The following is a 25,216-nucleotide window of genomic DNA, read 5'->3' on the forward strand; positions in this document are numbered from 1 at the left end:
GCGGGAAGACCTCGCGCAGGGGGCACCCATCGGCGGATGGGATGATCGAGGGATCATGACTACCCCTCCGCGGCTCGACCCCGCCCTCGTTCCGGACGCCGCGGATCCGGACGCCGTCTACCTGGCGTTCGTCGAATGGGCGGAATCGACGGGCATCAGCCTGTACCCCGCGCAGGACGAGGCGATCATCGAGATCGTGTCCGGCAACAACCTGATCCTGTCGACGCCGACCGGCACCGGGAAGTCGCTGGTGGCGATCGGCGCGCACTTCAGCGCACTCGTGGCCGGGCGTCGCAGCTACTACACGGCACCGATCAAGGCGCTCGTGAGCGAGAAGTTCTTCTCCCTGGTCGACGTGTTCGGTGCCGAGAACGTGGGCATGGTCACGGGAGACTCTGCGGTGAACGCTGACGCCCCCATCATCTGCTGCACGGCGGAGATCCTCGCGAATCTCTCGCTGCGCCAGGGCACCGACGCCGACGTCGGGCAGGTCGTGATGGACGAGTTCCACTTCTACGCCGACCCCGACCGCGGATGGGCGTGGCAGGTGCCGCTGCTCGAACTCCCGCAGGCGCAGTTCATCCTGATGTCGGCGACCCTGGGCGATGTGACCGAGCTCGCCGCCGACCTCACACGTCGCACCGGCCGCGAGACGGCGACCGTGACGGGGGTGGAGCGCCCCGTCCCCCTGCACTTCTTCTACGAGACCACCCCGATCCACGAGACGATCGACGACCTGCTGAACACCGGGCAGGCGCCGATCTACGTCGTGCACTTCTCGCAGGCCGCCGCGATGGAACGTGCCCAGGCACTGTCGAGCACCAAGGTCGCCACCCGCGAGCAGCGGGACGAGATCGCCGCCCTGATCGCCGAGTTCCGGTTCACGACCGCGTTCGGGAAGACGCTCTCGCGGTTCCTGCGTGCGGGCATCGGCGTGCACCACGCGGGCATGCTGCCGAAGTACCGACGCCTCGTGGAGCAGCTGGCTCAGCGCGGTCTGCTGCGCGTGATCTGCGGCACCGACACCCTCGGCGTCGGGATCAACGTGCCCATCCGCACGGTGCTGCTCACCGCGCTCACGAAGTTCGACGGCACGCGGATGCGACAGCTGAACGCCCGCGAGTTCCATCAGATCGCCGGACGAGCGGGGCGTGCGGGATACGACACCGCCGGCACGGTGGTCGCCCAGGCGCCCGAGCACGAGAGCGAGAACGCCGCGGCGGTGAAGAAGGCCGGCGACGACCCGAAGAAGAAGCGCAAGATCGTGCGCAAGAAGGCACCCGACGGCTTCGTGTCGTGGGGTGAGCCCTCGTTCCGCAAGCTCATCGATGCCGTGCCGGAGACCCTGACCTCCCACATGCAGATCACGAGCGCCATGATGCTCAACGTGATCGCCAGGGGCGGCGATGTCTTCGCCAATATGCGCGCGCTGGTATATGACAACCACGAGCCGCGAAAGCGGCAGCGCGAGCTGGCACTCCGGGCCATCGGCATCTACCGCACCCTCCGGGAATCGGGCATCGTCGAGAAGACACCGGACGGCGACATCCGCCTCACAGTCGACCTGCAGCCGAACTTCGCCCTCAATCAGCCGCTCTCTCCGTTCGCCCTCGCCGCGTTCGAACTGCTCGATCCAGACGCCTCGACCCGCTCGGCGACCCAGGGGGTCGGAACCGGCTCCTACGCACTCGACATGATCTCGATCGTGGAGTCGACGCTCGACGATCCGCGCGCCGTGCTGAGCCAGCAGGAGTTCCTGGCGCGCGGCGAAGCGGTCGCCGCCATGAAAGCCGAAGGCATCGAGTACGACGAGCGGATGGAACTGCTCGAGCAGATCACGTACCCGAAGCCGCTCGACGAGCTGCTGACCGCAGCTTTCGAGACGTTCAGCGCCGCTCAGCCGTGGATCCGCGACTTCGAGCTGCACCCGAAGTCGGTCGTGCGCGACATGTACGAGCGAGCCATGTCGTTCGGGGAATATGTCGCCTACTACAAGATCGCACGGTCCGAGGGCGTGGTGCTGCGCTATCTCTCCGATGCCTACCGCGCGGCCTCGCAGACCATCCCGGAGGAGTTCAAGGACGAAGACCTCCGCGATCTCATCGAGTGGCTCGGCGAACTCGTCCGTCAGGTCGATTCCAGCCTGCTCGACGAGTGGGAGGAGCTGATCGCCGGCGTCGACAACGGACGCTTCGACCCGCATCGACCTGACGAGCCGATCGTTCCCCCCGCCCCCAAGCGCCTCACGAGCAACATCCGCGCCTTCCGGATCCTGGTGCGCAACGAGCTGTTCCGGCGGGTGCAGCTCGCCGCGCGGGAAGACGTCGACGCGCTGGCGGAGCTCGACCCGACTTTCGGCGCCGACGCGTGGTCGGATGCTCTCGACGGATACTTCGACGACCACGACGAGATCCTCACCGGAACGGATGCACGCAGCTCGAAGCTGCTGATCCTCACCGAGGGCCCGGCGGTGTGGACCGCGCGGCAGATCTTCGACGACCCGGCAGGCGACCACGACTGGGGCATCTCCGCGACGATCGACCTCGCCGCGTCAGATGAGGCGGGCGAGGCGGTCGTCACCGTCGCCGGAGTCGACCGGCTGTAGACGGGGATCAGTTTTCGGGCGGATCCTGCCACCCACGCGGGTCGGGGTCGAGCCGGCGCAGCGCCTGGAGCAGAACGTCGTCGATCGGCGCCGCGAGCAGTTCACGGGTCGCCCGGAGGTCGTCGACCGTGCGCATGCCGATGATCGTGCGATCGATCCGCGGGTCCTGCGTCGAGAAGGCGAGGGCGGCGGCGATCAGCGGGACATCCGCCACGCGGCAGAGGGCGGCCGCCTCTTCCGCCGTCCGATAGGCGCTCGGCGCTGCGGGACCGTAGGCGTAGCGCTCGGTGGGCGGCGGCCATGCCGTGAGGAATCCTCCGCCGTAGGGCGAGGCGTTCGTGACGTGGATGCCGTGCGCGTGCGCGTGGTCGATGAGGCCTTCGGCGCTGCGATCGACGATCGTGTAGCGGTTGTGCGTGATGAGCGCCTCGAAGTGGCCGGTGTCGAGGTAGCGGCGCATCAGAGCGGAGGGTCCGCCCGCGACGCCCAGCGTTCCGATCACGCCCGTGTCGCGAGCGGCGACCAGCGCCGCGACCGGCCCATCGACGGCGAACGCCTGCTCCCAGCTGATGTTCTCCGGATCATGGAGGTAGACGACGGGAAGTCGGTCGAGACCGAGGCGGCTGCGGCTCTCATCGAGCGACAGCCGCAAGCGCGCCCCGGAGAAGTCCCCGGACACCATGTCGCGATCCGCCTTGGTCTGGATCACGAAGTCGTCGGGAACGCCGCCGTGCTCACGGATCGCCATGCCGATCCGCTCTTCGCTGGCCCCGAAGCCGTAGTTGTTGGCGGTGTCCAGCACGCGCACCGCCGGGTCCTCGAAGAGTTCGAGCACGAGGTCGATGGAGTCGGCGGCGGGCACATCCGTTCCGATGCTCGCCGGGTTCCACTGCACCCAGCTACCCGACCCCGCCGCGATCCTCGATGTCGTCACAGTGACCGCCCCTTCGCGTACGTCATGTCATTCCGGATGCTGCTACATTCTCGGAATGCGGTTTCCCGCGCACCGATCGTAGTCCGCCACCGCCGCATCCGCCAAGGAGAATCGATGACCCTCCCCCCGAGTCAGATGCCGACCGCCCGTCCGCCTGCGCAGTTCCTGATGCGACGCGGCCTCGTGACCCAGCTGTTCGCCCCTGAGCAGTTCTGCATCCTCGGCGACCTGCTCGACTTCGGTGAACGCCCGGTGATCCAGGCTCTGGACGATCCACGCCTGCGCACCGTGCACACACTCATCACCGGGTGGGGCTGCCCGCGGATCGGACCGGAGGAGTTGGACCGCATGCCCGCCCTCCGCGCGATCCACCACGCGGCGGGAACCGTGAAGGAGCACCTCGATCCGGAGGTCTGGCATCGGGGGATCCGCGTGACCACAGCGGCGGCGGCGAATGCCGTGCCCGTCGCGGAGTACACGCTCGCCATGATCCTGCTCGAGGGCAAGGGCATCCCCCGCGCCGCGGCCGCCCACCGCGAGGACCCCGCCCGCGATCTCTCCCCGCTCTTCGAGAGCATCGGCAACCACCGCCGCCGCATCGGGATCCTCGGCGCGTCGAAGATCGGGAGGCGGGTGATCGGGCTGCTCCGAGGTTTCGACTTCGACGTCGCCGTGAGCGATCCCTATCTGCGCGACGACGACCCGATCCGCGAGCACGCACGGGTGGTCGACCTCGACGAGCTGTTCTCGAACAGCGACATCGTGAGCGTGCATGCGCCGCTGCTGCCCGAGACGGTCGGCCTCGTGAGCCGCCGACTGCTCGGCCTGATGCCCGACGGGGCGACCCTGATCAACACGGCGAGGGGTCGGATCGTGGACCATGACGCCCTCGTGGCCGAGGTCAGAGCCGAGCGCCTCCGAGCTGTCCTCGACGTCACGGATCCGGAACCCCTTCCAGCTGGGCACGTGCTGCTGGAGTCGCCGTCGGTGATCGTGACCCCGCACATCGCCGGCGCTCTGGGCAACGAGCTCCGCCGCCTCGGGGAGTCCGTCGTCGCCGAGGTGCGGCGGGCCGCCCGCGGCGAGACCGCGCGACACGCCGTGTCTCTCGACGAACTCGCGGCCATGGCGTGAGCAGCAGCTTGACAGGTGCGCGACGCATCCTTAGTCTCGTGGGAAAGCGCATTCCGATACGCTTTCCCACGTCGACCCGACGGCTACCCATCAAAGGAGATGCACCATGAGAAGGACCCTGCTGGCCGCTGGGGCGATCGTCGCCTCAGCCGCACTGCTCGCCGGCTGCGGCGCCGGAACCGGAACCGAGGACGAGAGCAGCGGCCCCGTCACACTGCAGATGTGGTCGTGGGATCCGTCGATGCCCGAGATCGCCAAGGTCTGGAACGAGTCGCACCCCGACATCTAGGTCGAGGTCACCGACCCCGCCGGTGGCAACGAGCTCGTGAGCCGCATCCTCACCGCCCACAAGTCCGGTGACGCCGCCGACATCGTGAAGGTCGAGTACCAGGCACTGCCGGCGCTCGTGTCGAACGGCGTCGCCGCCGACATCACCGAGTACACCAAGGACGCGACCGACAGCTTCACGCCGGCGGCCTTCGACCAGGTGTCGTTCGATGGCAAGGTCTTCGGCCTTCCGCAGGACTTCGCGCCGCTCGTCTTCTTCTACCGGAACGACATCTTCGAGCAGTACGGCCTCACCCCGCCCACCACGTGGGACGAGTACGCCGACGTCGCCCGCACACTGCACGCGGCAGATCCGAGCAAGTACCTCGGCACGTTCAGCTCCGCCGACCCGGGATGGTTCACTGGCCTCACCCAGCAGGCGGGTGCGAACTGGTGGTCCGCGAAGGGTGACACCTGGAAGGTCGCGATCGACGACGACGCCTCGGTGAAGGTCGCCGACTACTGGCAGGGCCTGATCGACGAGGGGACCATCAAGGGCGAGCCGTTCTGGTCGCCGCAGTGGAACAAGGAGATGGACGACGGCACCTACGCCGGGTGGATCTCCGGCGCCTGGGCCCCCGCGCAGTTCGGCGGCATCGCCCCCAACACCAAGGGAAAGTGGACGATGACCGCGCTTCCGGACTGGAACGCCGGCGACGCCACCACGGGCATCTGGGGCGGTTCGGCGACGGCCGTCACCACCGACTCGAAGCACCCGAAGGAAGCCGCAGCCTTCATCGAGTGGTTCAACACCAGCGACGAGGCGCTCGCGCTCCAGGTGGAGAAGATCAACATCTTCCCCGCCGCCATCAACGGCCAGAAGCTCGACGCCCTGCAGACGCCTCCGGCCTACATGCCGAACCAGCCCGACTACTACTCCACGGTCGCGAAGATCTCCGAGGGTGCACGCACCTTCGACCTCTGGGGCCCGAACGCGACGGTCACCTTCGGCGCCTACAACGACGGCTTCGCCTCCGCCATCGAATCCGGCTCCCCCTTCTCCGACGTGTTGAAGAACATGCAGGAGGTGACGGTCGCCGACATGAAGAAGCTCGGCTTCACCGTCGAGAAATAGCATTCCCGGTGGGTGGGGCGGAGCCGCCCCACCCACCCTCCCGAGAGAAAGACAGACGTGACCACCACCACCGCCGCGCGGCGATCGAGCCGGCACACCCCTGAAGACCCGCGCGGCCGACGTCGACCGAGGACGAACGCCGGCTTCGCACTCGCACTGCTGACGCCGGCGCTGATCCTGCTCGCGCTCTTCACCCTCGCCCCCGCGATCTACGCCCTGATCCTCAGCCTCATGCAGCGTCGGATCTCCGGCGGCCTTCTGGGAGGCGAGTCGACGCTCGAGTTCGTCGGCATCGAGAACTACGTCTCGGCCTTCCTCGACTCCGAGCTGTGGGCGGGTCTCGGACGCATGCTCATCGTCGCGGGCATCGGCGTGCCGGGCACCATCATCCTCGCCGCCCTCTTCGCGCTCTGCCTCGATGCCGACCGCACCCGTCTCATCGGCGTCTGGCGCATCCTGATCTTCCTGCCCTATGCGGTTCCCGGCGTGATCGCCTCGCTGCTGTGGGGCTTCCTCTACCTCCCGGCCACCAGCCCGATCGGCGGTGACGTCATCGACTTCTTCGGCGGGACGGAGATCTTCTTCTCCGTGGCGAACATCGCCGTCTGGGGCGTGGTCGGCTTCAACATGGTGATCATGTACACCGCGCTGCGCGGCCTGCCCCAGGAGATGTACGAGGCGGCGAAACTCGACGGAGCCGGCGAGCTGCAGATCGCCCTGCGCATCAAGCTCCCTCTCATCCGCCCTGCGATCGTGATGTGCTCGCTCTTCTCCGTGCTCGGCGCGCTGCAGCTGTTCAACGAGCCGACCACCCTGCGTCCGCTCGCGAACGCCATCTCGTCGACGTGGGTGCCCCTGATGAAGGTCTACACCGATGCCTTCGTCAACGACGACATCCACCGCGCCGCAGCGACCTCGCTCCTGCTCGTCGTGCTCACGGTCGGGGCATCCGTCCTCGTGAACCGTGTCGGAATCCTGATCGGAAAGAAGCGATGACCGCCGTCGTGTCCAGCCCTCGGCGTCTGAGCCGCACCAACCTCTTCTCCACGATCGTCCTGTTCATCGGCGCCCTGTACTGCGTACTGCCGGTGCTGTGGATCGTGGTCGCCGCGACCAAGAGCAGCACCGAGCTGTTCTCCACGCCGACCGCGCTGCCGTCGTTCAGCGGCGGCCTGTTCGAGAACATCGCCGAGCTGCTCGCCTACCGCGACGGCATCTTCGGGCGCTGGATGCTCAACTCCGCGCTCTACGCGGGTGGCGGCGGCATCGCCTCGACGCTGATCGCGGCCGCAGCCGGGTACGCCCTCGCCAAGTACCGGTTCCGCGGCAGCACGTCGATCTTCCGCATCATCGTCGCGGCGGTGCTGCTGCCGCAGATCATGCTCGCGATCCCGCAGTACCTGCTGCTGGCGCAGTTCGGGATGACCAACAACTACTTCTCCGTGATCCTGCCGCTGCTGGTCAGCCCGTACGCCATCTATCTCTGCAAGATCTACGCCGAGGCGTCGGTGCCGAACGAGATCATGGAGGCCGCGCGCATCGACGGCGCCACGGAATGGCGCATCTTCCTGTCGACGGGGCTTCGGCTGATGTCACCGGCGCTGGTGACGGTGTTCCTGCTTCAGTTCATCGCGATCTGGAACAACTTCCTGCTGCCGTTCATCATGCTGACGGACGACTCGAAGTTCCCCCTCACGCTCGGCCTCTACGCGATGCTCCGTGCCGGTGCCTCGCAGGCGGCGCTGTACTCGCTCGTGATCACGGGCGCGGCCATCGCGATCATCCCTGTCGTCGCCCTGTTCCTGTCGCTGCAGCGGTTCTGGCGCCTCGACCTCATGTCGGGCGGTGTCAAGGCATGAGTCGCCTGCGTCTCGTGTCGTCCTCGGACTCAGCGGGGCGGTGTGCTCGCGCGCACGACCGGATGGGTCGGGATGACGCGTCGGCGCAGATCGGCCGGCGCCGCCGTGGCGCGGTGGATCGCTTCGGCGGCGACCTCGTCGAGCGGCACGTGCACGCTCGTGAGGGGCGGCACGACATCACGCAGTGTCGTGATGTCGTCGAACCCGGCGACGCCGATGCGCCCCGGCATCTCGATGCCCCGCTCACGGAGGCCGTTCAGCGCTCCGAGAGCGAGGACGTCGGTCACCGCGAACACCAGATCCGCGGATGCGAGGACGCTGTCGTCGAGCTCCGTCATGAGCTCCCGCGCGCCGTCCCAGTGGAACTCGGGGCGCAGCACACGAGACGGCGGGATGGCGATGCCGGCTTCCGCGAAACCCGCCGTGAAGCCGTCGATCCTCTCCTGCATGGAGCGCAGCGGCAGGTCGCTTCCCAGGAGCAGTGGCGCGCGGTAACCGCGCGCCACCATCTCGACCGCGAGACGACGCGCACCCTCGAAGTCGTCGAAGTACACGGTCTCGAACGGCATGTCGGCGCGGCTGATCAGCACGACGCGCCCGCCGGTCTCCTGGTAGCGCAGCAGCTCCGCCTCGACAGCGGGGTCGGACCGCGCGTCGGTGTAGCCGGTTCCCGCGAGGATGATCGCGCGCGGCTGCTCGCCGCGGAGTTCACGCACCAGCTCGAGCTCGCGCTCGGTGTTGCGAGAGCCGACCGCGAGAGAGACGCGCAGATCGACCGCCTCGGCGGCGTTCATGATCGACGCCGTCATCGCGGAGAAGTAGGCGTCTGCGATGCCACCGGTGATGAGCGCGATCCGGTGGGACGCGCCCCTCGCCACGGCCTGCGCTGCGATGTTCGGCGCATAACCGAGCTGACGCGCCGCGCCGAGGACGCGCTCGCGGTACTCGGCGTCCACGCGTCGTGCCGAACCGTTCACAACGCGGGAAGCGGTGGACTGGGAGACACCGGCCAGGCGCGCGACGTCCGAGAGTGTCGGCGGTCGTCCGCCACGTGCATCGAGAGTCATCGTGGAGAAGACTATCGCGAACCTCGCAGGAATGCGCTTGCTGCGTCACAGAGGACTACCCTGAATAACAAAAAGAAAAAGTGGGACAGCGCATTCCCGCTTACGAGAACTGAGGTGCTCTCATGACATCGACGGAATTCGGATACCCGGATATCGAACTCCTGGTGGACGGGAAGCGCATCGGCGCGGCCACTCGGGCGACCGCTGCGGTGGAGAATCCTGCAACCAGAGAGGTGATCGGGCGGGTGCCGCTCGCGACGGCGGAAGACATCGCCGACGCACTCGCCGGCGCAGGTCGTGCCGCCGAAGCCTGGCGTGACACCTCGCCGCACCACCGCGCCGCGATCCTCATGCGAGCTGCGCAGCTGCTGCGCGATCGGCGCGAGCCGATCGCCCATGCCATGACCCTCGAGAACGGCAAGCCCTACGGCGACTCGCTCGGCGAGGTCGACTACACCGCCGACATCATCGACTCCCTCGCCACCGAGGCGCCGCGCGCCTACGGGGTCGTCCTGCCAACGGCCGGAGACGAGGGGCGAACGCTCGTCGTCACCGAGCCGGTCGGACCGGTCGCGGCCTTCACACCGTGGAACTACCCGCTCACGGTGCCGGGACGCAAGGTCGCAGCCGCCCTCGCGGCCGGTTGCACGGTCGTCATCAAGCCCGCGGAGGAGACCCCCGCCAGCGCGGTCGCCCTCGCGGATGCCCTCGTCGACGCCGGTCTTCCCGACGGCGTGCTGAGCATGCTGTTCGGCGATCCGGCGCAGATCTCCGAGACCCTGATCGCATCGCCCGTCATCCGCAAGGTCTCGTTCACCGGGTCGATCGGCGTGGGCAAGCACCTGGCCCGCCTCGCCGGAGACGCGGCCAAGCCGGTCATGCTGGAACTGGGCGGCCACGCCCCCGTCCTGGTCTTCGACGACGTCGACGTGGACGAGGTGGCACGACAGGCCCTCGGCGCCAAGCTCCACAACACCGGGCAGTCGTGCGGTTCGCCCGTGCGCTTCTACGTGCACGAAGCCGTCCACGCCCAGTTCGTCGCCCGGTTCGGCGAGCTGCTCGCGGCCGCGCGCACCGGTGACGGCTTCGACGAGACCACGGAGATGGGACCGCTCGCGAACTCGCGCCGCTACGACGCCATGGCACCGTTCGTGCAGGATGCCGTCGAGCGCGGGGCCACTGTCGTCGCCGGCGGCTCGGGCGACGACAGCGTCGGATACTACTGGCCGGCCACGCTGCTCGCCGATGTCCCGGACGACGCCCTCGTGATGCACGACGAGCCGTTCGGGCCGATCGCGGCCACGAGCGTGTTCACCGACGAGGACGAGGTGGTCGAGCGGGCGAATGCCCTCCCGTACGGCCTCGCCGCCTACGTGTTCACGAAAGACGCCGACCGGGCGCTGCGCCTGCCGCGTCGCCTGGACGTGGGGATGGTCAGCGTCAACAAGTTCGGCGTCGGTGCCAGGGACACGTTCTTCGGCGGACGCAAGGAGAGCGGCTTCGGCTCGGAGGGCGGCCCCGAGGCCGTGCACGAGTACCTGGTCAAGAAGCTGATCTCGCAGGGATAGATCATGGTCGATGCCCTCATCCTCACGGGAACCGGACGCTACGCCGACCCGTGGCACCCGTATGCGGAGACCAGCCCGCTGCTGGCGGAGCTCGTCCGCACCGCCGGTTTCTCCCCGCGCATCGAGACCGACGTCGACGCAGCCCTGCGCGGACTCGACCCCGGGGTGCGTCTGCTCGTCGTCAATGCGGGCGACCCCGAGGGTCCGGATGCCGGGGACGCGCCCGACGCGCAGGCGCCGACGGTCCCACGGGAGCACCGTTTCGAGCATGCGGTGGCGGGCGACCTCGCCCTCGGTGCCGCGCTCGACCGCGGCATCGGCCTCCTCGCCGTGCACTCCGCGGCGGCGAGCCTGCGGGACTACCCGAGCTACGAACGCGCCCTCGGCGGGCGATGGGTGCGCGGGACGTCGTGGCATCCGCACTTCGATGAGGCACAGGTGCGGCTGGATCCTCGGCATCCGCTCGCCACCGGGATGCCCGACTTCACCGTCGACGACGAGCGATACACCGACCTCCGGGTGCACGGCGACATCGACCGGCTGGCGTTCCACGAGCACGACGGCGTGCAGCATCCGCTCGTGTGGACGCGCGAGGTCGGCCCGTCGCGAGTGGTCTACGACGCACTCGGTCACGACTCCCGCTCGTACGCGTCGACGGGTCATCGCGAGCTGCTCGGCCGTACCCTGCAATGGCTGGGCGGGGTCTGACGCCGCAGCTCACCGCTCGAGAGCGCCGGAGGCCACCGAGCTGACGGGAACGGACTGTGCGGTGCGCCCCGCCCGATCCACCGCGACGATCCTGCCGAACCTCGCCAGCGTCTCGCGTCGGTGGGAGGCGGCGATCACGGTCCCTTCGAACCGTTCGAGCACGTCCGAGATGATGCGCTCGGACTCGGCGTCCAGGCTCGCGGTGATCTCGTCGACGATGAGCACCCGCGGCTCGCGACACAGCGCCCGCGCCAGGGCCAGCCGCGCCCGCTGGCCTCCGGACAACCGGGCACCGTGCTCACCGAGTTCGTCATCGAGGGTGATCCAGTCGTCCGCTCCCACTCGCGCGAGGGCGTCGCACAGCTGCTCGTCGGTGCGAGGGTCCGCTCCGCGCAACAGGTTTTCTCGGACCGTGCCGTGGAAGAGGCGGGTGTCCTGCTCCACCACCGCGACGACCCGGCGCAGATCGTCGTCGCGGATGCGGCCGAGCGGAAAGGCGACGCCTGTCGCGTCGACGAGCGCGACGACGCCGGTCGCCGGATCCCACAGGCGGGCGGCGAGCGCGATGACCGTGCTCTTGCCTGCCCCGGACGGCCCGGCGAGACCGATGTGCTCGCCCGGATCCACGTCCATCGACCAGCCGCCCAGCACCTCGGTCCGGTCGTCGTAGGAGAACGAGACCTTCTCGAAGCGCACCCCGACGGGGCCATCGGGCACTGAGATCGGACGCTCGACCGGCGTCACGACCGGAGGACGATGCAGACCCGCCCCCACACGGTCGGCGCTCGCGATCAGCGGGTGCAGCTCCGACACCGTATGGGCGGCATCGGCCACCGCAGCCACTCCGGCCACGGCGAGCGCGATCACCGCGGGCAGCATCGCGGCCCGAGTGCTGCCGACCGTCCCGTCGAGGACCAGGGACGCCGCGATCACGCCGATCACCACAGCGGTGAGGATCAGCTCGCGAGTGCCGTCGACGAGGTGGGCGATGGCGTCCCTCCGACGACTGATCGCCGCGGACCTCCGGGTGCCGGCGACCGCCTCGCCCACGACGCGGCCCTGCAGCCCGTAGGCGAGAACCTCGCGCACGGCGCCGAGAGCATCGACCAGTCGCTCGGACTGATCCTCCCGCTCCTGCTGCTCGCGCGCCCCGACCCGCCGCGCCGGTCGCGCTCCTGCCCACGCGGTGAGCGCGACGGCCGCCGCCCCGCCGAGCATCACGCACGCCGCCACCGGCATCACGATGAGCGCGCAGACCACGGCTCCGAGGAACAGGGTGAGGGCGGCCCCGATCTGCGCCACCGTGTGCGCGTAGAAGAACTCCAGCTTCTCGATGTCGGTCATCGCCACCGACGCCGCGCGACCCGAGTGCTCGCGGCGCCGCCCCGGGACGCTTCGGGAGTAGGCATCGAAGAGCGCCATCCGCAGCCGCGCCAGCACCCGGTATGCGAGGGCGTGCGACACGTCCATCTCCCGCCAGGTGAGGAAGGTGCGCAGCAGCACGAGCGTGCCGAGCGCGACCCACCAGATGACCGGAGGCCAGGTTCCATGCACGACCGCGCCGCCCACGCCGAGGGCGGTGAGCACCCCGATGGCGGCGAGCGCGCACAGACTCGTGGTGGCGATCAGATAGCTGCCGATGATGCGACGCCACTCCGGTCGCAGCGGCGGAAGGAGCCGGGCGAGGATGGCCCCTGACGAGGTCACGGGGTCTCCTCCACGAGCACTCCCTCGCGCAGCACCCGCACGTCGGCCACGCGGGCGAGCGCCTCGGGGCGGTGACTGATCATGAGCACGATCCTCTCCTCGGCGACGCGTTCGAGCGTCTCGGCGACGGTCAGGGCGCTGCGGTCGTCGAGGGCGCTGGTGGGCTCGTCGACGAGCAGCACGGGGCGACGGGCGAGCAGTGCTCTGGCGAGCGCGAGGCGTTGGCGTTGTCCCCCCGACAGGCTCGCGCCCGCCTCCGCCACCCTCGCCTCGAAGCCGCCGGGGATGGCCCTGATCTCGTCGAGAACACCTGCCGCGGCGCAGGCACGCTCGACCTCTTCATGATCCGCACCGAACAGGTCGACGTTCTCCCTGATGGTGCCGGCGAAGAGGACAGGGCGCTGCGAGACGACGGCGACATCGTCCGGCTGGAGCGGACGCCCGTCGAGCTCGACCGTTCCGGCTGCCGCGGGCAGGAATCCGAGGACGAGGTCGAAGAGCGTGGATTTGCCTGCGCCCGAGGGACCGGCGATCGCGTGGACCTCTCCGCGCTCGGCCAGGAGGTCGACGCCGCGGAGCACGTCCCGCTCGGCACCGGGATAGCGGTACGAGAGACCGGAGATGCGGAGCACCTGGCCCCCGCGACGAGCGTGCGCACCGGCCTCCCCCTGCACCGGCACGGGAGCGGGCGAGCGACGGAACGCCCCGAGGGTCGCGAGACCGGGAACAGCCGTGAGGCCGAGGAAACCCGCGTGCCAGTGCCGGGAGAGCTCGCGCACCGGACGGAACGCCTCGGACGAGAGCAGAAGCAGCGCGTACACCTCGACGGCCGGAGGCTCACCGGTCAGGACGGCGACGACCGCGAGCCCGGCGGCGAGTACCACACCGGCCTGCACGGCGAGATCGGTGATGGCCGTCTCCGCCAGCGAGGAGCGCATCACCCGCTCGGTGGCGAGGCGCAGCGCCTCCGACCTCGTGTGCAGGCGCGCCCGCGTGGCGGGGACGTCTCCCAGAGCGCGCAGCGTCGACATGCCTCGGAGGGACTCGAGCAGGTCGCCGCTGAGTGCCTCGTAGCTGTCCCAGTGCTCGAAGCCTCGACGGGCGAGCATGCGCTTCCACAGCAGCGGACCGAGCACCGCCAGCAGGATCCCCAACGCGACGCACACCGCGATCAGCGGGGACAGCACGGCCACGAGACACACCGCCACGAAGCTGCCCACCACGAGCTGCACCACTGCGGGGATGTACTTCGACACATAGGCGTCCGTGCCGTCGATGCCGTCGCCGAGTGCGAGCTGCGTCGAGCCGTCCCTGAGACCGGCGTCGTGCAATCGCTCCGGCACGAGCACCGCGGAGACAGCCGCACCCCGCAGGTCTTCCCTCACCCTCCCCCCGAGACGCGCGGCGGCATCCCCCTGCACGAGGGTCAGCAGCATCCGCGTCACTCCGATCGCGAGGATCGCCCCGATGCCGACGACCGCACCCTGCCCGTCACCGCGCACGAGAGCGGCGAGCGACCACGCGAGCGCCAGCGCCTGCAGCAGGTGCGTCGCGTACACGAGGAGAAGGAGGAACGTGGTCCCGGCCAGAAGCCAGGGGTGCCGTCGCGCTTCGCGCCACAGCTCGGGGACGATCATCATCGTGAACCTCCGGGAGAGTCGAGGAAGGCGACCGCGTGGAGGATCCAGCGCCCGCCGGTCGAAGAGAAGCCGGACACCGGGCGAACGCCACAGCCTCCGTCGAGGGCCGCGCGGTAGCAGAGACCGGCCGCGGCGAGGTGGGCGTTCCAGAGCGCGGTACCGATGACCGATGCCGAAGCCGTGGTGGGCACGGACCAGGAGCGGACGGCGCTTGCGCCCCGCACCCACGCCTGCCCGGACGCACGCGCGAGGTGCTCGACCTCGGCACGCAGCGACAGGCCATCACGCGAGATCAGGCCCATCGACGGTCGATCGGCCTGATCTCGCGCGTCTGCCTGATCTCGCGCGTCGGCCTGATCTGGCGCGCACGCTCGATCTCGCGCGTCGGCCTGTTCTCGCGTGTCTGCCTGATCTCGCGCGGGGGTCCGGGCCGCGAACTCCGACGTGGCCGGCGAGCGTCTGGTGCCGAGAGCGCGACGTGCCGCGTCCACCGGCAACGGAGCGCGCGGGAGCTCGACCGCGGCGAGCGGGATCTCGGGGACGAGCCCCCGTCCGAGCCAGCTGTCGACGTCGGAAGCACGGGGCACGCCGAGCAGCCCACGCAGCAGGGCCGACGGTCCGAACAGCCCCCGCCCCGCCCTCGCACCCAGGAGGAAGCCCACGGCGGCGACCGCGTAGGCGGTGTCGGCGATCCACAGCGGCCACGCTCGATGTCGGTAACGGCCGAAGGATCGACCCGGCTGCACCGTGAACACCACCCGCGCGATCCCGTCCCCCGGAGTGTTCGACGGCCATCCGTCCGCGCGGTCGGCACGGGGATCACGCCGGAGGAAGAGTCCCCTGTCGTGGTCGACCGCCCAACGCCCGCCATCCGCGTCGACGAAGTGCGTCTGCACCGGGTAGCACGCCCCCGCCGAGGGCACAGGGCGACGGTGGATGCGCGTGGACGTGCCGTCCTCCGCCCGATGGAACTCCCCGGGGAGCCACAGACCGTCGACGAGTTCGCGCACCCCGACAGCGGGTTCGTCCGACACGGCTCCGGTCCGTTCCCAGGCGTTCACCCTCGGGCCGGGCGGCAGCGGACCGGACGGTACCTGCGTCGAGTGCACCTGATCGAGCGGGGCGGCGAGGCCACGCCCTTCGCGGAACCCATGCGTCACGGCAGACCTCACATGTGCGGGGCCGGGAGGAGCGTGAAGTCCTCCGGTCCGCCGTTCCAGGTCGTCCGCCAGCCGCGCTCCTGCGCCGCCTCTCGGAACCGGGGCATGCCGAGGTACGAGAACGCGGCCGGTGCGTTGGGGACGAGCCCCGTCACGATCGAGCGCACCACGCGCAGATCAGTGCGCCGCACGTCGGAGGTCGTGAGGTCGCGCGTGAGCACGCGGTGGCCGCGATCAGCCAGGCGCGTGTAGACCTCGTCCATCGTCACGGGTTCCACTGCGCTCAACGGGAGTACGCCCTGCACTGGATCCTGAAACCGGCGTGCCTCTCCATGCACGGTCGGGTCCAGCCAGACCTGCACGTGTGCGCCGAGGTCGATGACCTTCTCGAACCGGGCTCCGGCCGCGGTCGTGTAGTCGGCGTCCGCACGGAACTCGAGGGTGAGCCCCTTCGCCATCAATCCTTCGGCGACGGCGCGGAACACCCACCCGTCCGCCGTCGTGCAGCCCTGCGTGTAGATCCAGGTGTGCACGGCTTCCAGCACGGCCTTCCGTGCGGCGCGTGCGGGATCGAGCGCGGCCGAGAACCCCGCGGCGTAGAGGCCGCGCTCCGGGTCGTGCACGAGAGCGCCGATCGCCGGGGCGAACTCCGAGGGCATGGCGACCAGCCACACACGCAGGCTGCTTCCGCGCAGATCGTCGAGCAGGCCGGGGACCGTCGCAGGGTCGATGCCGAGCGTCGGCCCGTCGAGGTGCCACCACACCTCGAGCGCATCCCGCTCGATCACCTCGATCACCCCGCGGTCACGTGCGTCGTGGAAGCCTGCGCCCGTGGCGATCCCGGCGTAGTTGAGGTGATGCGTGCGGGGCAGGGACCGGAACCGGGATTGCCGCCAGTTCAGGTGCACGAGGGAATCCGGCATCCACACCGAGCCCCCGTCGAGATCGTCGCAGCGCGCCCACAGCGTGGGAGTGGACTCCTCCAGCCGTTGATAGGGGAAGCCAGGACGGGAGAGCTGCCAGTCGGCGAAGCGCGGAAGATCGGCGTCGTCGATGACGGGCTCCCCGTCGGCGCGCAGCTCTTCCGCCGAGGAGACACGGAGCTCGTCCGGCGGCAGCACATCGGGCAGCCAGTTGCCGCAGTACCGCTCCACGCCTTCGCCGATCGCCGCGATGCGCGCCTGGGCTGGGTCGCCGAACGAGGTGCCGAGCGAGACCCGGTCGGCGGGCCATTCGCCCAGCAGGCGGGCGTCGGCGACCGATGCGGTGAGAGCCAGATACCGGTGCGGAGCGCCGATCGGATGCGGAACCTCGCGCACCGAGCGGATGATGCCTGCCTCCGCATCGACGAGCGCCTCGGCGGGCAGGGTCGCCCGAGCGGCGCGGTCATTCCGGGTGTCGTGCGCGTTCATGCTGTCCTCTCGTAGCGCCAGCGGCCGGTCTCGGGCTCGAAGGCCGATCGGGTGCGCCGGGTCGACTGCCGACCGACATGTGCGGTTTCGGGTGCCGACGCTGTTCCCGCCGAGGGCAGGCCGGTCTCGGTGAGCCAGGCATCCAGCACCCCGCCGATGCCGCCCGCGCTGCGCAGCCGCGAGCGGACGTCGTCATCGTCGATGTCGGCGGCGAGCCGGTGGCCCCAGGGACCGTCGACCAGGTGCAGCGGCCCACGCCAGGCGTCGGCGAGCCGGCCCGCATCCGCGAAGAAGAAGTCGTGGTCGCCGCGGATGAGCAGCAGGGGCACGCGGAGGTCGCCGTAGGCGCGGTGCAGATCGACGGCGGGCGCGGACCACAGGCGCCGCCAGCCGGAGAGCACCTCCCGCGACCACCCCCATTCCTCTGCCGCCCGGTGCACGCCGACCTCAGATGCCCGTGCCACCCTGGCCTCGAGCTCCTCGTCGCTCAACGGCGGGAGGGAACGCGCTCCACGACCGTGCTGGTGCCACCACCCGATCCGGTCGCGCAGGTGCGGTCGCCCGTTCTCGTCCCACGCGGTCTCGGCCAGACCGAGCGCCGGAACCAGGAGTACGAGCGCATCGACGTCGACCGATCTCGCCGCCTCGAGTGCGGTGTGGGCGGCGTACGAGCCGCCGGAGAGAAGGAGCGGCAGCCCGGGGCTCTCGGCCCTGACAGCATCGACGACCGCGCGACCGTCCGCACGCTCGGAGAGGTAGGGATGCCACTCGCCGTCGGACGAATGTCTGCCGCGTACGTCGTGGATCACGCAGCGGTAGCCGCGCCTCACCCAGGCCCGCGCGGTGTCTGCATGCCGCCAGGCGCCGTAGGGCGTGCGGATGACCACCACGCCTCGCATCTCTGCGGGCGACCAGACCCACCCGCGCAGCAGGGCTCCGTCATCGGCGACGACGGCGTGGGGACGGGCATCGCGGGGCGGGGTCATCGGAGCAGCCTCGGCGGTGCCGCGGGGAAGGGGAGCACCGTGTGCTCGGTGACCGATCCGGTCGACGGCACCAGCTTCCACAGGGTCGTGCGCAGATGGTCGAGGTCGGCGTCCGCCCGCGCCCAGGCCAGGATCACGTCCAGCAGCCGAGCGAGCACGAGCACCGAGGTCGCCTCGTCGACGGGGGTGGCCGCGGCCGGACCGGACTGCTGCCATGCCTCGGTCGAAGCGGGTGCGCTGCTGGCGGCCAGCCGTCGCGCGGACACCTGGGCCGAGGTCGGGTCGTGCTCGTCGAGCGCGAGCGGATCGATCAGGATGCTCTCGCCCTCACGGTACACACGCAGCCAGGCGACACCCCGCAGGGGAAGCATGTCGAGGTCGGCCCACCGACGACGGTCGTGCGCATCCTCGGCATAGGCGACCACGAGGGAGGCGTCCCCCGGCAGCGCGGACGCCGGATCGAGGACGGTGACCCGCGCGCCCCAGGCCTGCAGCACGCGTTCGAGCTCATCGACGAGTGGGCCTGCTCCCAGAAGGCAGACATCGCGGCGTTCGTCCGGCCAGCGGCGAAGTGCATCCGCGGACTCGCGCTCCTGCACCTCGACCGTCAGGCGGCCGAGGAAGGCGGAGGATGTGCCGTCCACAGCACGGTCGAGAGCGTCGAACAGCTCGGCGGGTGGTGCGTCGATCAGGACGAACCGTCCGGTGCGCAGGCGGATCCGGGGGCGGCCGTCTGCGCCGAGGACGAGATGGGCTCCCGAGTCGGGGAGCGGCAGGATACGGGAGTCGGAAGTCATGGATTCTCTCGGTGAAGGGCCCGGCCGGGCGCGAACGCCCGGCCGGACTGGAGTGCGCTCGAGAGCGCGACGGAAGGATCCGCGATCAGTCGAACGGGTTCTCGACCAGTGCGTTGGAGTGCGATGCCGACAGGTGCGCCAGCTGCTCGGACTCTTCGATCTCGGCGAGGATCTGCTTTTCCATTTCGTTCTCCTTCTGTGAGGTTTCCGACCCGCGGGGTGCGGGGCGGGTCCACGGTGGGACGAGATCGACCCTAATTGATAATGATTCTCAATATCTACTAGTCTGGCGACCATGCCCTCCTCGCTTCCCCTCCTCGCCGCTGATCACCGGGCCGGGACCGTCTTCGAGATTCATGGCGACTCCCGGCGTGTCGCGGTGGCCGACAGCTGGCTCGCCGAGCACGCCGGATTCCTCCGCCTGCCCTCCGGCCCGAACGGCCGCTGGGCGTTCGCCGACGACCGCGGCGGTGCTCTGGTCGTCGGCGGCGGCGACACCGTGCGACGCATCCCGATCGCCATCCCCGCCGAACACCTCGCCTGCGACCCGTCTGGTCGTCACGTCGTCGTCTCCTCCGGCCTGGGGGCGAACGAGGAAGCCTGGAGCGACCTGGTCACCGTCGTCGATCTCGCGACCGACTCATCCGTGCGGTTCCGGGCCCGAGTCGGCGAGCCCGGGGTCGTCGTCGCTCCCGACCAGGCCTCCGGCGAGCCGACGATCGTGCTCCGTCACCGCGAACCCGGGGCCGTCGAAGCGATCCCCCTCGCCGCGGCGCTCGCGGTCGGACCCCACGCCCCGGTGCTCCACGGACGCGTTCTCACCGACATCGCCGCGGACGGCCACGGCGACGTGATCGACCCCGTGTCCGGCATCATCGGCATCGCGACGAGCCGCGGGCTCGAGCGCTTCGTCGTCGACGGGGGTGCACCTCGGGCCATCGGCAGCATCCCCTGGCCCGTCGACGGACGGGCGTACTACCTGCGTCTCGCCGGCGACACCGGGCGGGCGACCGGGATCGTGCGCGGGGGACCGGCCGCCCCTGGATCGTGGCCGGAATGGACGAACACGTTCGTCGAGATCGACCTCGCATCCGGCTCCTCCCGTGCCGTACCGCTGCCCCCGGGACTCGCGTTCCGGTTCGCGCTGGCTGCAGGCGTCGCGGCGGTCGCCGTCATCCACCCCGACGGAGATGCGGTGGTCGTGATCGATCGCGAAGACGCACGAGTCTCACAGATCGTCCCGATCCCGGCGATGGCCCACCCCCCTCGCGCCGGTCGGCTGCCGTGGGACGGTGTCGACGGCCGCCCCGCCCAACGCCGGTCCATCGCGATCGACCCCGTCGGCGGGACGATCGCCGTCACCAGCGGCGGCGACGGCACGATCCATCTCCTCCGCGGGACGGACATCTCGACGGTCGAGCTCCCCACCCCGCTCGACGAGGGCGGGCATCTGCTGTGGGCGTCCGAGGGCGACCGCGTCGACGACCTGGTGGGCCGATGAACACGCATCGGGGAGTGCTCGACGATGCCCTCACCCGCGCCGAGCACCACGGTCGGCCTGGTCTTCCACTCGGCGGCTTCGCACTGGGGCGTGCGGACGGGCGCACCCGCCGCGGCATCCATCGTCTCGACGGTTCGACGGTGATCGAGCCGGACGGACACCTCCATCGGATCTTCCCCTCCCCCGACCGTCGCCTCATCGCGGTGGAATGGGCGCCCACCGCCGACGAGAACGCCGTCCTCGGCCTCGTCGACGTCGCCGCGGGCACGCTGCACCTCCATCACGACATCCGCCTGCGCTACGACACGGTGCTCTGGACGGCCGACTCGCGGAGCCTCGACGTGGTCGCCAGCCGCGACCGCCAGCTCGTGACCCTCGACGTGGAAACCGGCGAGACCCGGGTGGCTCCCCTGGCGAATGAGGGCCGGCTGCGACTGTTCCCCGGGGGAGCGAGTGGCCTGCGCGCCCTCAGCTCGACAGGGGCGGGAACCACTCTGACCGACCGGGCGACGGGGACGCCGCTGGGCCGGTGGTCCGCACTGTTCCGCGCCGGCCCGCTCGGCTCCGGGGTGCTCGTGTGGCACGACAGGGGCTTGGATGCCGTGTCGATCGACGCCGCAGCCGACAGCGCAAACGACAGCACACTCTGGCACTGGCATGACCCCGACGTGCGGATCGTCGACGTCGCGGTGCAGGACGATCGGGTGGTGGCGCTCGCCGTGGCGGAAGGGCGGAGCGTGCTCATCGACCTCGACGACGGCATCGAGGTCGGCCGCGCAGAACCTGCCTCTTCCGACGCCGATGTGCTCACCACGACGATGATCGGCGTCGACGACGGCGGGCTGCATCTGGGCGTCGAAGGCCCGCTCACGCCACCCCGCATCGTCGAGCGCGCACAGCTCGGGACCACGATCGCGCCGCCCTCCCCGTACTCCCGCGCGACCACCGTGCGCCACGACATCCCGGCCGCCGACGGCACGACCCTCACGGTGCACGTGACGTCGCCGAGCACTGCGGAGGGGATCACGGGCGCGGGGACGACAGATCCGCTGCCGATGATCCTCACCTGCTACGGCGGCTTCGGCGTGCCGCACCTGCCCGTGTTCGAACCGACCGTGCCCGCGTGGATCGAGGTCGGCGGTGCCTACGCCTTCGCCCAGCTCCGTGGTGGGGGCGAGCGCGGTGAGGCCTGGCGCGAAGCCGGATACGGCGAGCGCAAGCACCGCACCGTCGCCGATCTCGCCGACGTCGCCCGCGGTCTCATCGCGGCCGGTGTCACCCGTCCCGATCTACTCGTCCTCGCCGGGGCCTCGCTGGGCGGGGTCGTCGCTGCCGCGTGCGCGCTCGAACATCCGGAGCTGTGCGCGGGGTTCGTGACCACAGCCGCCCCGCTCGACGTGCTCGCCCTCGAGGATCATCCGCTCGGGGCGGGCTGGCGCGCGGAGTTCGGCGACGACGGCACACCCGCGTCCCGTGCGCGACTCGGTGCGCTGTCTCCGCTCGCACGCGCCGAGTCCCTTCCGGTCGGTGCGCCGGTCCCCTCCTATCTGGGAGTGGTGCTCGGCGAAGACACCAGGGTCCTCGCCCGCGACACGCACCGGATGGTCGAGTCGCTGCGTCGGGCGGGCGGCTCGGCCCGCTCATGGACGGCAGCGGGGGCAGGTCATGGCGCGAACGAGTCCGTCGCCCTGCACGACCTCGGCCTCGCGGTGCTCGACTTCGCCGCAGAGGTCACATCGACCAGCACAGCAGGCACCACGACCGGAGACACCCGATGAGCGATTCGACAGCCGCCCTCCCCGAACGACGCGTCCGACGCCTGTCCTTCCGAAGGCAGGGGAGCCGAGAGCACGCTCTGCACCGCAGCGGAAGTCGACGGATCCTCCCGGTCGGCCCGACGGTGACGACGATCGTCGTGCTCGCCGTTCTCGTCCTCGTCGTCTCCGCCGCCACCGGCCCCGTCGGCGTCTCCCCCCTCGATGCCGCCAAGATCGTGATCGGCCACCTGATCCCCGGCATGCCCTGGATGTCAGACGGCACGCTCACCCCGCTGCAGGACCAGGCCGTGTGGCAGTTCCGGGTGCCCCGGTCGCTCCTGGCCGCACTTTCGGGGGCGGGACTCGCTCTCGCCGGAGCCATGATGCAAGCCGTCGTGCGCAATCCCCTCGCCGAGCCGTACATCCTCGGCGTCTCCTCGGGCGCGAGCGTCGGCGCCGTGCTGGTGATCGTCTCCGGAGGCGCCACCTTCCTCGGGCTGACGATGAGCGGTGCGGCGTTCGTGGGGGCGATGGTCGCCTGCCTCCTCGTGGCCATGCTCGCGCGCATCCGCGGAGAGCTGTCCCCGACCAGGATGATCCTCGCCGGTGTCGCGCTCGGCGCCCTGCTGAGCGCGGTGACCAGCTACCTCACCCTCACCACCGACGCCCAGAACGTCGTGAGCGTGATGTTCTTCCTGCTCGGCAGCGTGTCGGCCGCCGACATGTCAACGCTCCTGATCCCTGCGGTCGCGCTCGCGATCGCCTGCATCGCCGTGTTCGGGCTCTCCCGTTCCATGAACGCGCTGCTCGCGGGCGACGAATCGGCGCTGGCCGTCGGAGTGCGCACGACCCGGGTGCGGGGCGTGCTGCTCGTGCTCGCGTCGCTGCTGACCGGAGCGATCGTCGCGGTGAGTGGCGGTATCGGATTCGTCGGGCTCGTCGTGCCGCACATGGCCCGACTCCTCGTCGGCTCCGAGCACCGGCGGATGCTGCCGATCACGATCCTCGGCGGCGCTCTGTTCCTGATGGTCGCCGACCTGCTCGCGCGGACGGTCGCGATGCCCACCGAGATCCCCCTGGGCATCCTCACCGCCTTCGTCGGGGCTCCGTTCTTCCTGTGGTTGATGCGCAGCGGGGGCGACCGGGCGGGGTTCGACCGATGAGCGTGCACTTCGACGGCGTGAGCGTCGCCCGCGGCGGACGCACGGTGCTGCACGGGATCGACCTCGAGGTCGCCACAGGCCGCATCGTGGGTCTCCTCGGCCCGAACGGCAGCGGCAAATCCACCCTGCTGCGCACCCTGTTCACGGGCCAGCGTCCGCAGCAGGGGCGTGTCCTGATCGACGGGGTCGACGTCTCACAATTGCCACCGCGCACGCTCGCGCGCACCGTGTCCGTCATGCTCCAGGACGCCCCGTCCGAGTTCGATCTCACCGTGCGCGAGACAGTGCTGGTCGGCCGCTCACCCCATCGTCCGCCGTTCAGCCGGGACACCCCGGAGGATCAGCGCATCGTCGACCAGGCCCTGCGCACCGCGGACGTGCACGATCTCGGCGACCGACTGGTGCGTCGACTCTCGGGCGGTCAGCGCCAGCGGGTGATGCTCGCCAGAGCCCTCGCGCAGAGCGGCGAGATCCTCGTACTGGACGAACCGACGAACCACCTCGACATCGCGCACCAGCTCGATCTGATGCGTGTGGTGAGCGGCCTCGGCACGACCGTGATCGCCGCCCTCCACGATCTCAACATCGCCGCCGCGTTCTGCGACGACGTCGCGGTGATCGACGAGGGCAGGATCGTGGCCTTCGGCGCTCCGGACACCGTGCTCACCCCCGCGCTCGTCGACGAGGTCTTCCATGTGACCGCCCGCATCGCCGTCGAGGTCGACACGGGAGCACGCGCGATGACCTTCCACCCCAGACAGCCCCAACCCCTCACCTAGGAGAAGAAGAATGACACCACGTACCCGATCCACCCGCCTGCTCGCCGCCGTATCCGTCGGCCTCGGCGCGATCGCCCTCACCGCCTGCGGCAGCGGAGTCTCCACAGGAGCAGCACCCGTCTCCTCCGAAGGGGCGATCAGCATCGAGAACTGCGGCCGGACCGTCGAGATCCCGGCCACGCCGACGGCCGTCGTCGGACTGCACCCCTCGCAGACCGAGCTGCTACTACGCCTGGGTCTCGCCGATTCGCTCGTCGGACAGGCGCAGGCCACCGCGGAGGAGTTGCCGAGCGACGTCGCGGACCTCGCGGCCGATGTGCCCGTCATCGGCGGAGACGCCCCGCCCAGCCGGGAGGAACTGCTCGCCGTCGAACCCGACTTCGTCTACTCGCCGACCACCTACGAGTTCACCGCGGAGCAGGGCTTCGCCAGCATCGAGCAGCTCTCCGAAGCCGGCGTCGCCGCGTACACCGCGACCGGCGGATGCTTCGACCGGCGCATGGAGGGCACGGTCGACGACCTCTTCATCGACCTCGAGAACCTCGGCGAGATCTTCCATGTCGAGGACGAGGCGAAGGACCTGATCGAGTCGTCCAAGGCCGAGCTCGCGACCGTCGAGGCGGCGCTCGACGGCCAGGATCGTCCCCGCGTCGCTCAGATCTTCGTGGAGGGGACGACCCTCACCGCGATCGGCGCCGGCATCGAGTACGACATCCTGAAGCGCGCCGGTGCCGACAACGTCTTCACGCCGGACGACCCCGCGTTCGCCGACTTCTTCGCCGCCGAGATCACCCCGGAGTCACTCGCGTCAGAGGCACCGGACGCGATCGTCTTCGCGGTGTCCGACCCCGCGCACGAGGCAGCCGTCCGCTCCTACCTCGCCGCGACGTTCCCCGACATGCCCGCCGTGCGCGACGGCCGACTGATCGCGGTGCCCTCGACCGACCTGTTCCCCGGCACACTCGGCAACGTCTCGGCCGTGCGACTGATCGCCGAGGGCCTCCACCCCGACGTCGTCTTCGACTGAGCAGCACTGC

21 protein-coding genes and 1 pseudogene are annotated in these 25,216 nt (G+C 70.1%); 13 read left to right on the forward strand and 9 right to left on the reverse strand.

Features of this window, described 5'->3' with window-relative positions; genetic code table 11:
* Positions 1-55 precede the first annotated feature (55 nt).
* Positions 56-2,605 carry a DEAD/DEAH box helicase gene (locus RN51_RS01445; RefSeq protein WP_045262340.1) on the forward strand — a complete coding sequence of 850 codons (2,550 nt, stop codon included), beginning with the start codon at positions 56-58 and terminating at the stop codon, positions 2,603-2,605.
* A gap of 7 nt (positions 2,606-2,612) precedes the next feature.
* Here the strand turns inward: RN51_RS01445 and RN51_RS01450 are convergent, their stop codons facing one another.
* Positions 2,613-3,539 (reverse strand): aldo/keto reductase, encoded by a 927-nt coding sequence (locus tag RN51_RS01450; RefSeq protein WP_045262271.1) that lies wholly within the window; start codon positions 3,537-3,539, stop codon positions 2,613-2,615.
* Between the two features lie 114 nt (positions 3,540-3,653).
* Between RN51_RS01450 and RN51_RS01455 the strand changes: the two genes are divergently transcribed.
* From RN51_RS01455 to RN51_RS01470, 5 genes and pseudogenes are all read left to right on the forward strand, one after another.
* Entirely contained in the window at positions 3,654-4,673 is a 1,020-nt protein-coding gene (locus RN51_RS01455) for a hydroxyacid dehydrogenase (protein WP_231579182.1), read from the forward strand.
* A 106-nt stretch (positions 4,674-4,779) separates the two neighbouring features.
* Positions 4,780-4,962 (forward strand): hypothetical protein, encoded by a 183-nt coding sequence (locus tag RN51_RS18635; RefSeq protein ID WP_231579183.1) that lies wholly within the window; start codon positions 4,780-4,782, stop codon positions 4,960-4,962.
* Between the two features lie 24 nt (positions 4,963-4,986).
* A pseudogene (locus RN51_RS01460) lies at positions 4,987-6,075 on the forward strand (ABC transporter substrate-binding protein); the annotation flags it as partial.
* Positions 6,076-6,132: 57 nt separating this feature from the next.
* Positions 6,133-7,071: a carbohydrate ABC transporter permease gene (locus RN51_RS01465; protein WP_231579185.1), complete on the forward strand. Its 939-nt coding sequence runs from the start codon at positions 6,133-6,135 to the stop codon at positions 7,069-7,071.
* Positions 7,068-7,934, forward strand: a complete 867-nt coding sequence (locus RN51_RS01470) for a carbohydrate ABC transporter permease (protein ID WP_045262273.1) — start codon at positions 7,068-7,070, stop codon at positions 7,932-7,934. Before RN51_RS01465 ends, RN51_RS01470 begins: the two co-directional genes overlap by 4 nt.
* A 29-nt stretch (positions 7,935-7,963) precedes the next feature.
* Here RN51_RS01470 and RN51_RS01475 read toward each other — a convergent pair whose 3' ends face one another.
* Positions 7,964-9,001, reverse strand: coding sequence for a LacI family DNA-binding transcriptional regulator (locus tag RN51_RS01475; RefSeq protein WP_045262274.1), 1,038 nt, complete (start codon positions 8,999-9,001; stop codon positions 7,964-7,966).
* Positions 9,002-9,123: 122 nt separating this feature from the next.
* Here RN51_RS01475 and RN51_RS01480 point away from each other — a divergent pair, with 122 nt between their 5' ends.
* Both RN51_RS01480 and RN51_RS01485 read left to right on the forward strand, forming a co-directional pair.
* The gene (locus RN51_RS01480; protein ID WP_045262275.1) at positions 9,124-10,569 is read left to right on the forward strand and encodes an NAD-dependent succinate-semialdehyde dehydrogenase; all 1,446 of its coding nucleotides are present in this window, start codon (positions 9,124-9,126) and stop codon (positions 10,567-10,569) included.
* A gap of 3 nt (positions 10,570-10,572) precedes the next feature.
* Positions 10,573-11,277: a ThuA domain-containing protein gene (locus RN51_RS01485; RefSeq protein WP_045262276.1), complete on the forward strand. Its 705-nt coding sequence runs from the start codon at positions 10,573-10,575 to the stop codon at positions 11,275-11,277.
* A gap of 9 nt (positions 11,278-11,286) precedes the next feature.
* Here RN51_RS01485 and RN51_RS01490 read toward each other — a convergent pair whose 3' ends face one another.
* The 7 genes from RN51_RS01490 to amiA all read right to left on the reverse strand — a co-directional run bounded on the left by RN51_RS01490 (position 11,287) and on the right by amiA (position 19,163).
* Entirely contained in the window at positions 11,287-12,984 is a 1,698-nt protein-coding gene (locus RN51_RS01490; RefSeq protein WP_045262277.1) for an ATP-binding cassette domain-containing protein, read from the reverse strand.
* Positions 12,981-14,624, reverse strand: coding sequence for an ATP-binding cassette domain-containing protein (locus tag RN51_RS01495; protein WP_045262278.1), 1,644 nt, complete (start codon positions 14,622-14,624; stop codon positions 12,981-12,983). Before RN51_RS01495 ends, RN51_RS01490 begins: the two co-directional genes overlap by 4 nt.
* A complete protein-coding gene (locus RN51_RS18315; protein WP_045262279.1) occupies positions 14,621-15,784 on the reverse strand; it encodes a hypothetical protein in 1,164 nt (387 codons plus the stop codon). The genes RN51_RS01495 and RN51_RS18315 overlap by 4 nt, the downstream gene beginning before the upstream one ends.
* Before the next feature lie 8 nt (positions 15,785-15,792).
* Positions 15,793-17,196, reverse strand: coding sequence for a YcaO-like family protein (locus tag RN51_RS01505; protein ID WP_045262280.1), 1,404 nt, complete (start codon positions 17,194-17,196; stop codon positions 15,793-15,795).
* Entirely contained in the window at positions 17,193-18,182 is a 990-nt protein-coding gene (locus tag RN51_RS01510) for a CocE/NonD family hydrolase (RefSeq protein ID WP_045262281.1), read from the reverse strand. Before RN51_RS01510 ends, RN51_RS01505 begins: the two co-directional genes overlap by 4 nt.
* Positions 18,179-18,979, reverse strand: coding sequence for a hypothetical protein (locus RN51_RS01515; protein WP_045262282.1), 801 nt, complete (start codon positions 18,977-18,979; stop codon positions 18,179-18,181). The genes RN51_RS01510 and RN51_RS01515 overlap by 4 nt, the downstream gene beginning before the upstream one ends.
* 85 nt (positions 18,980-19,064) lie before the next feature.
* On the reverse strand, positions 19,065-19,163 hold the full coding sequence (gene amiA, locus RN51_RS18770) for a streptamidine family RiPP (RefSeq protein ID WP_017831216.1): 99 nt from the start codon (positions 19,161-19,163) through the stop codon (positions 19,065-19,067).
* Between the two features lie 111 nt (positions 19,164-19,274).
* On the opposite strand from amiA, the gene RN51_RS01520 reads away from it, so the two are divergent.
* The 5 genes from RN51_RS01520 to RN51_RS01540 are packed head-to-tail and all read left to right on the forward strand — an operon-like array spanning position 19,275 to position 25,206.
* Entirely contained in the window at positions 19,275-20,480 is a 1,206-nt protein-coding gene (locus RN51_RS01520) for a hypothetical protein (protein WP_045262283.1), read from the forward strand.
* Positions 20,477-22,258 (forward strand): prolyl oligopeptidase family serine peptidase, encoded by a 1,782-nt coding sequence (locus tag RN51_RS01525; RefSeq protein ID WP_045262284.1) that lies wholly within the window; start codon positions 20,477-20,479, stop codon positions 22,256-22,258. Before RN51_RS01520 ends, RN51_RS01525 begins: the two co-directional genes overlap by 4 nt.
* Entirely contained in the window at positions 22,255-23,400 is a 1,146-nt protein-coding gene (locus tag RN51_RS01530) for a FecCD family ABC transporter permease (RefSeq protein ID WP_197073156.1), read from the forward strand. Before RN51_RS01525 ends, RN51_RS01530 begins: the two co-directional genes overlap by 4 nt.
* Positions 23,397-24,179, forward strand: a complete 783-nt coding sequence (locus RN51_RS01535; protein WP_045262285.1) for an ABC transporter ATP-binding protein — start codon at positions 23,397-23,399, stop codon at positions 24,177-24,179. The genes RN51_RS01530 and RN51_RS01535 overlap by 4 nt, the downstream gene beginning before the upstream one ends.
* A gap of 10 nt (positions 24,180-24,189) precedes the next feature.
* A complete protein-coding gene (locus RN51_RS01540; RefSeq protein ID WP_045262286.1) occupies positions 24,190-25,206 on the forward strand; it encodes an ABC transporter substrate-binding protein in 1,017 nt (338 codons plus the stop codon).
* Positions 25,207-25,216 lie beyond the last annotated feature (10 nt).

Source organism: Microbacterium oxydans (assembly GCF_000956405.1).
Taxonomy (GTDB): Bacteria; Actinomycetota; Actinomycetes; order Actinomycetales; family Microbacteriaceae; genus Microbacterium; species Microbacterium oxydans_C.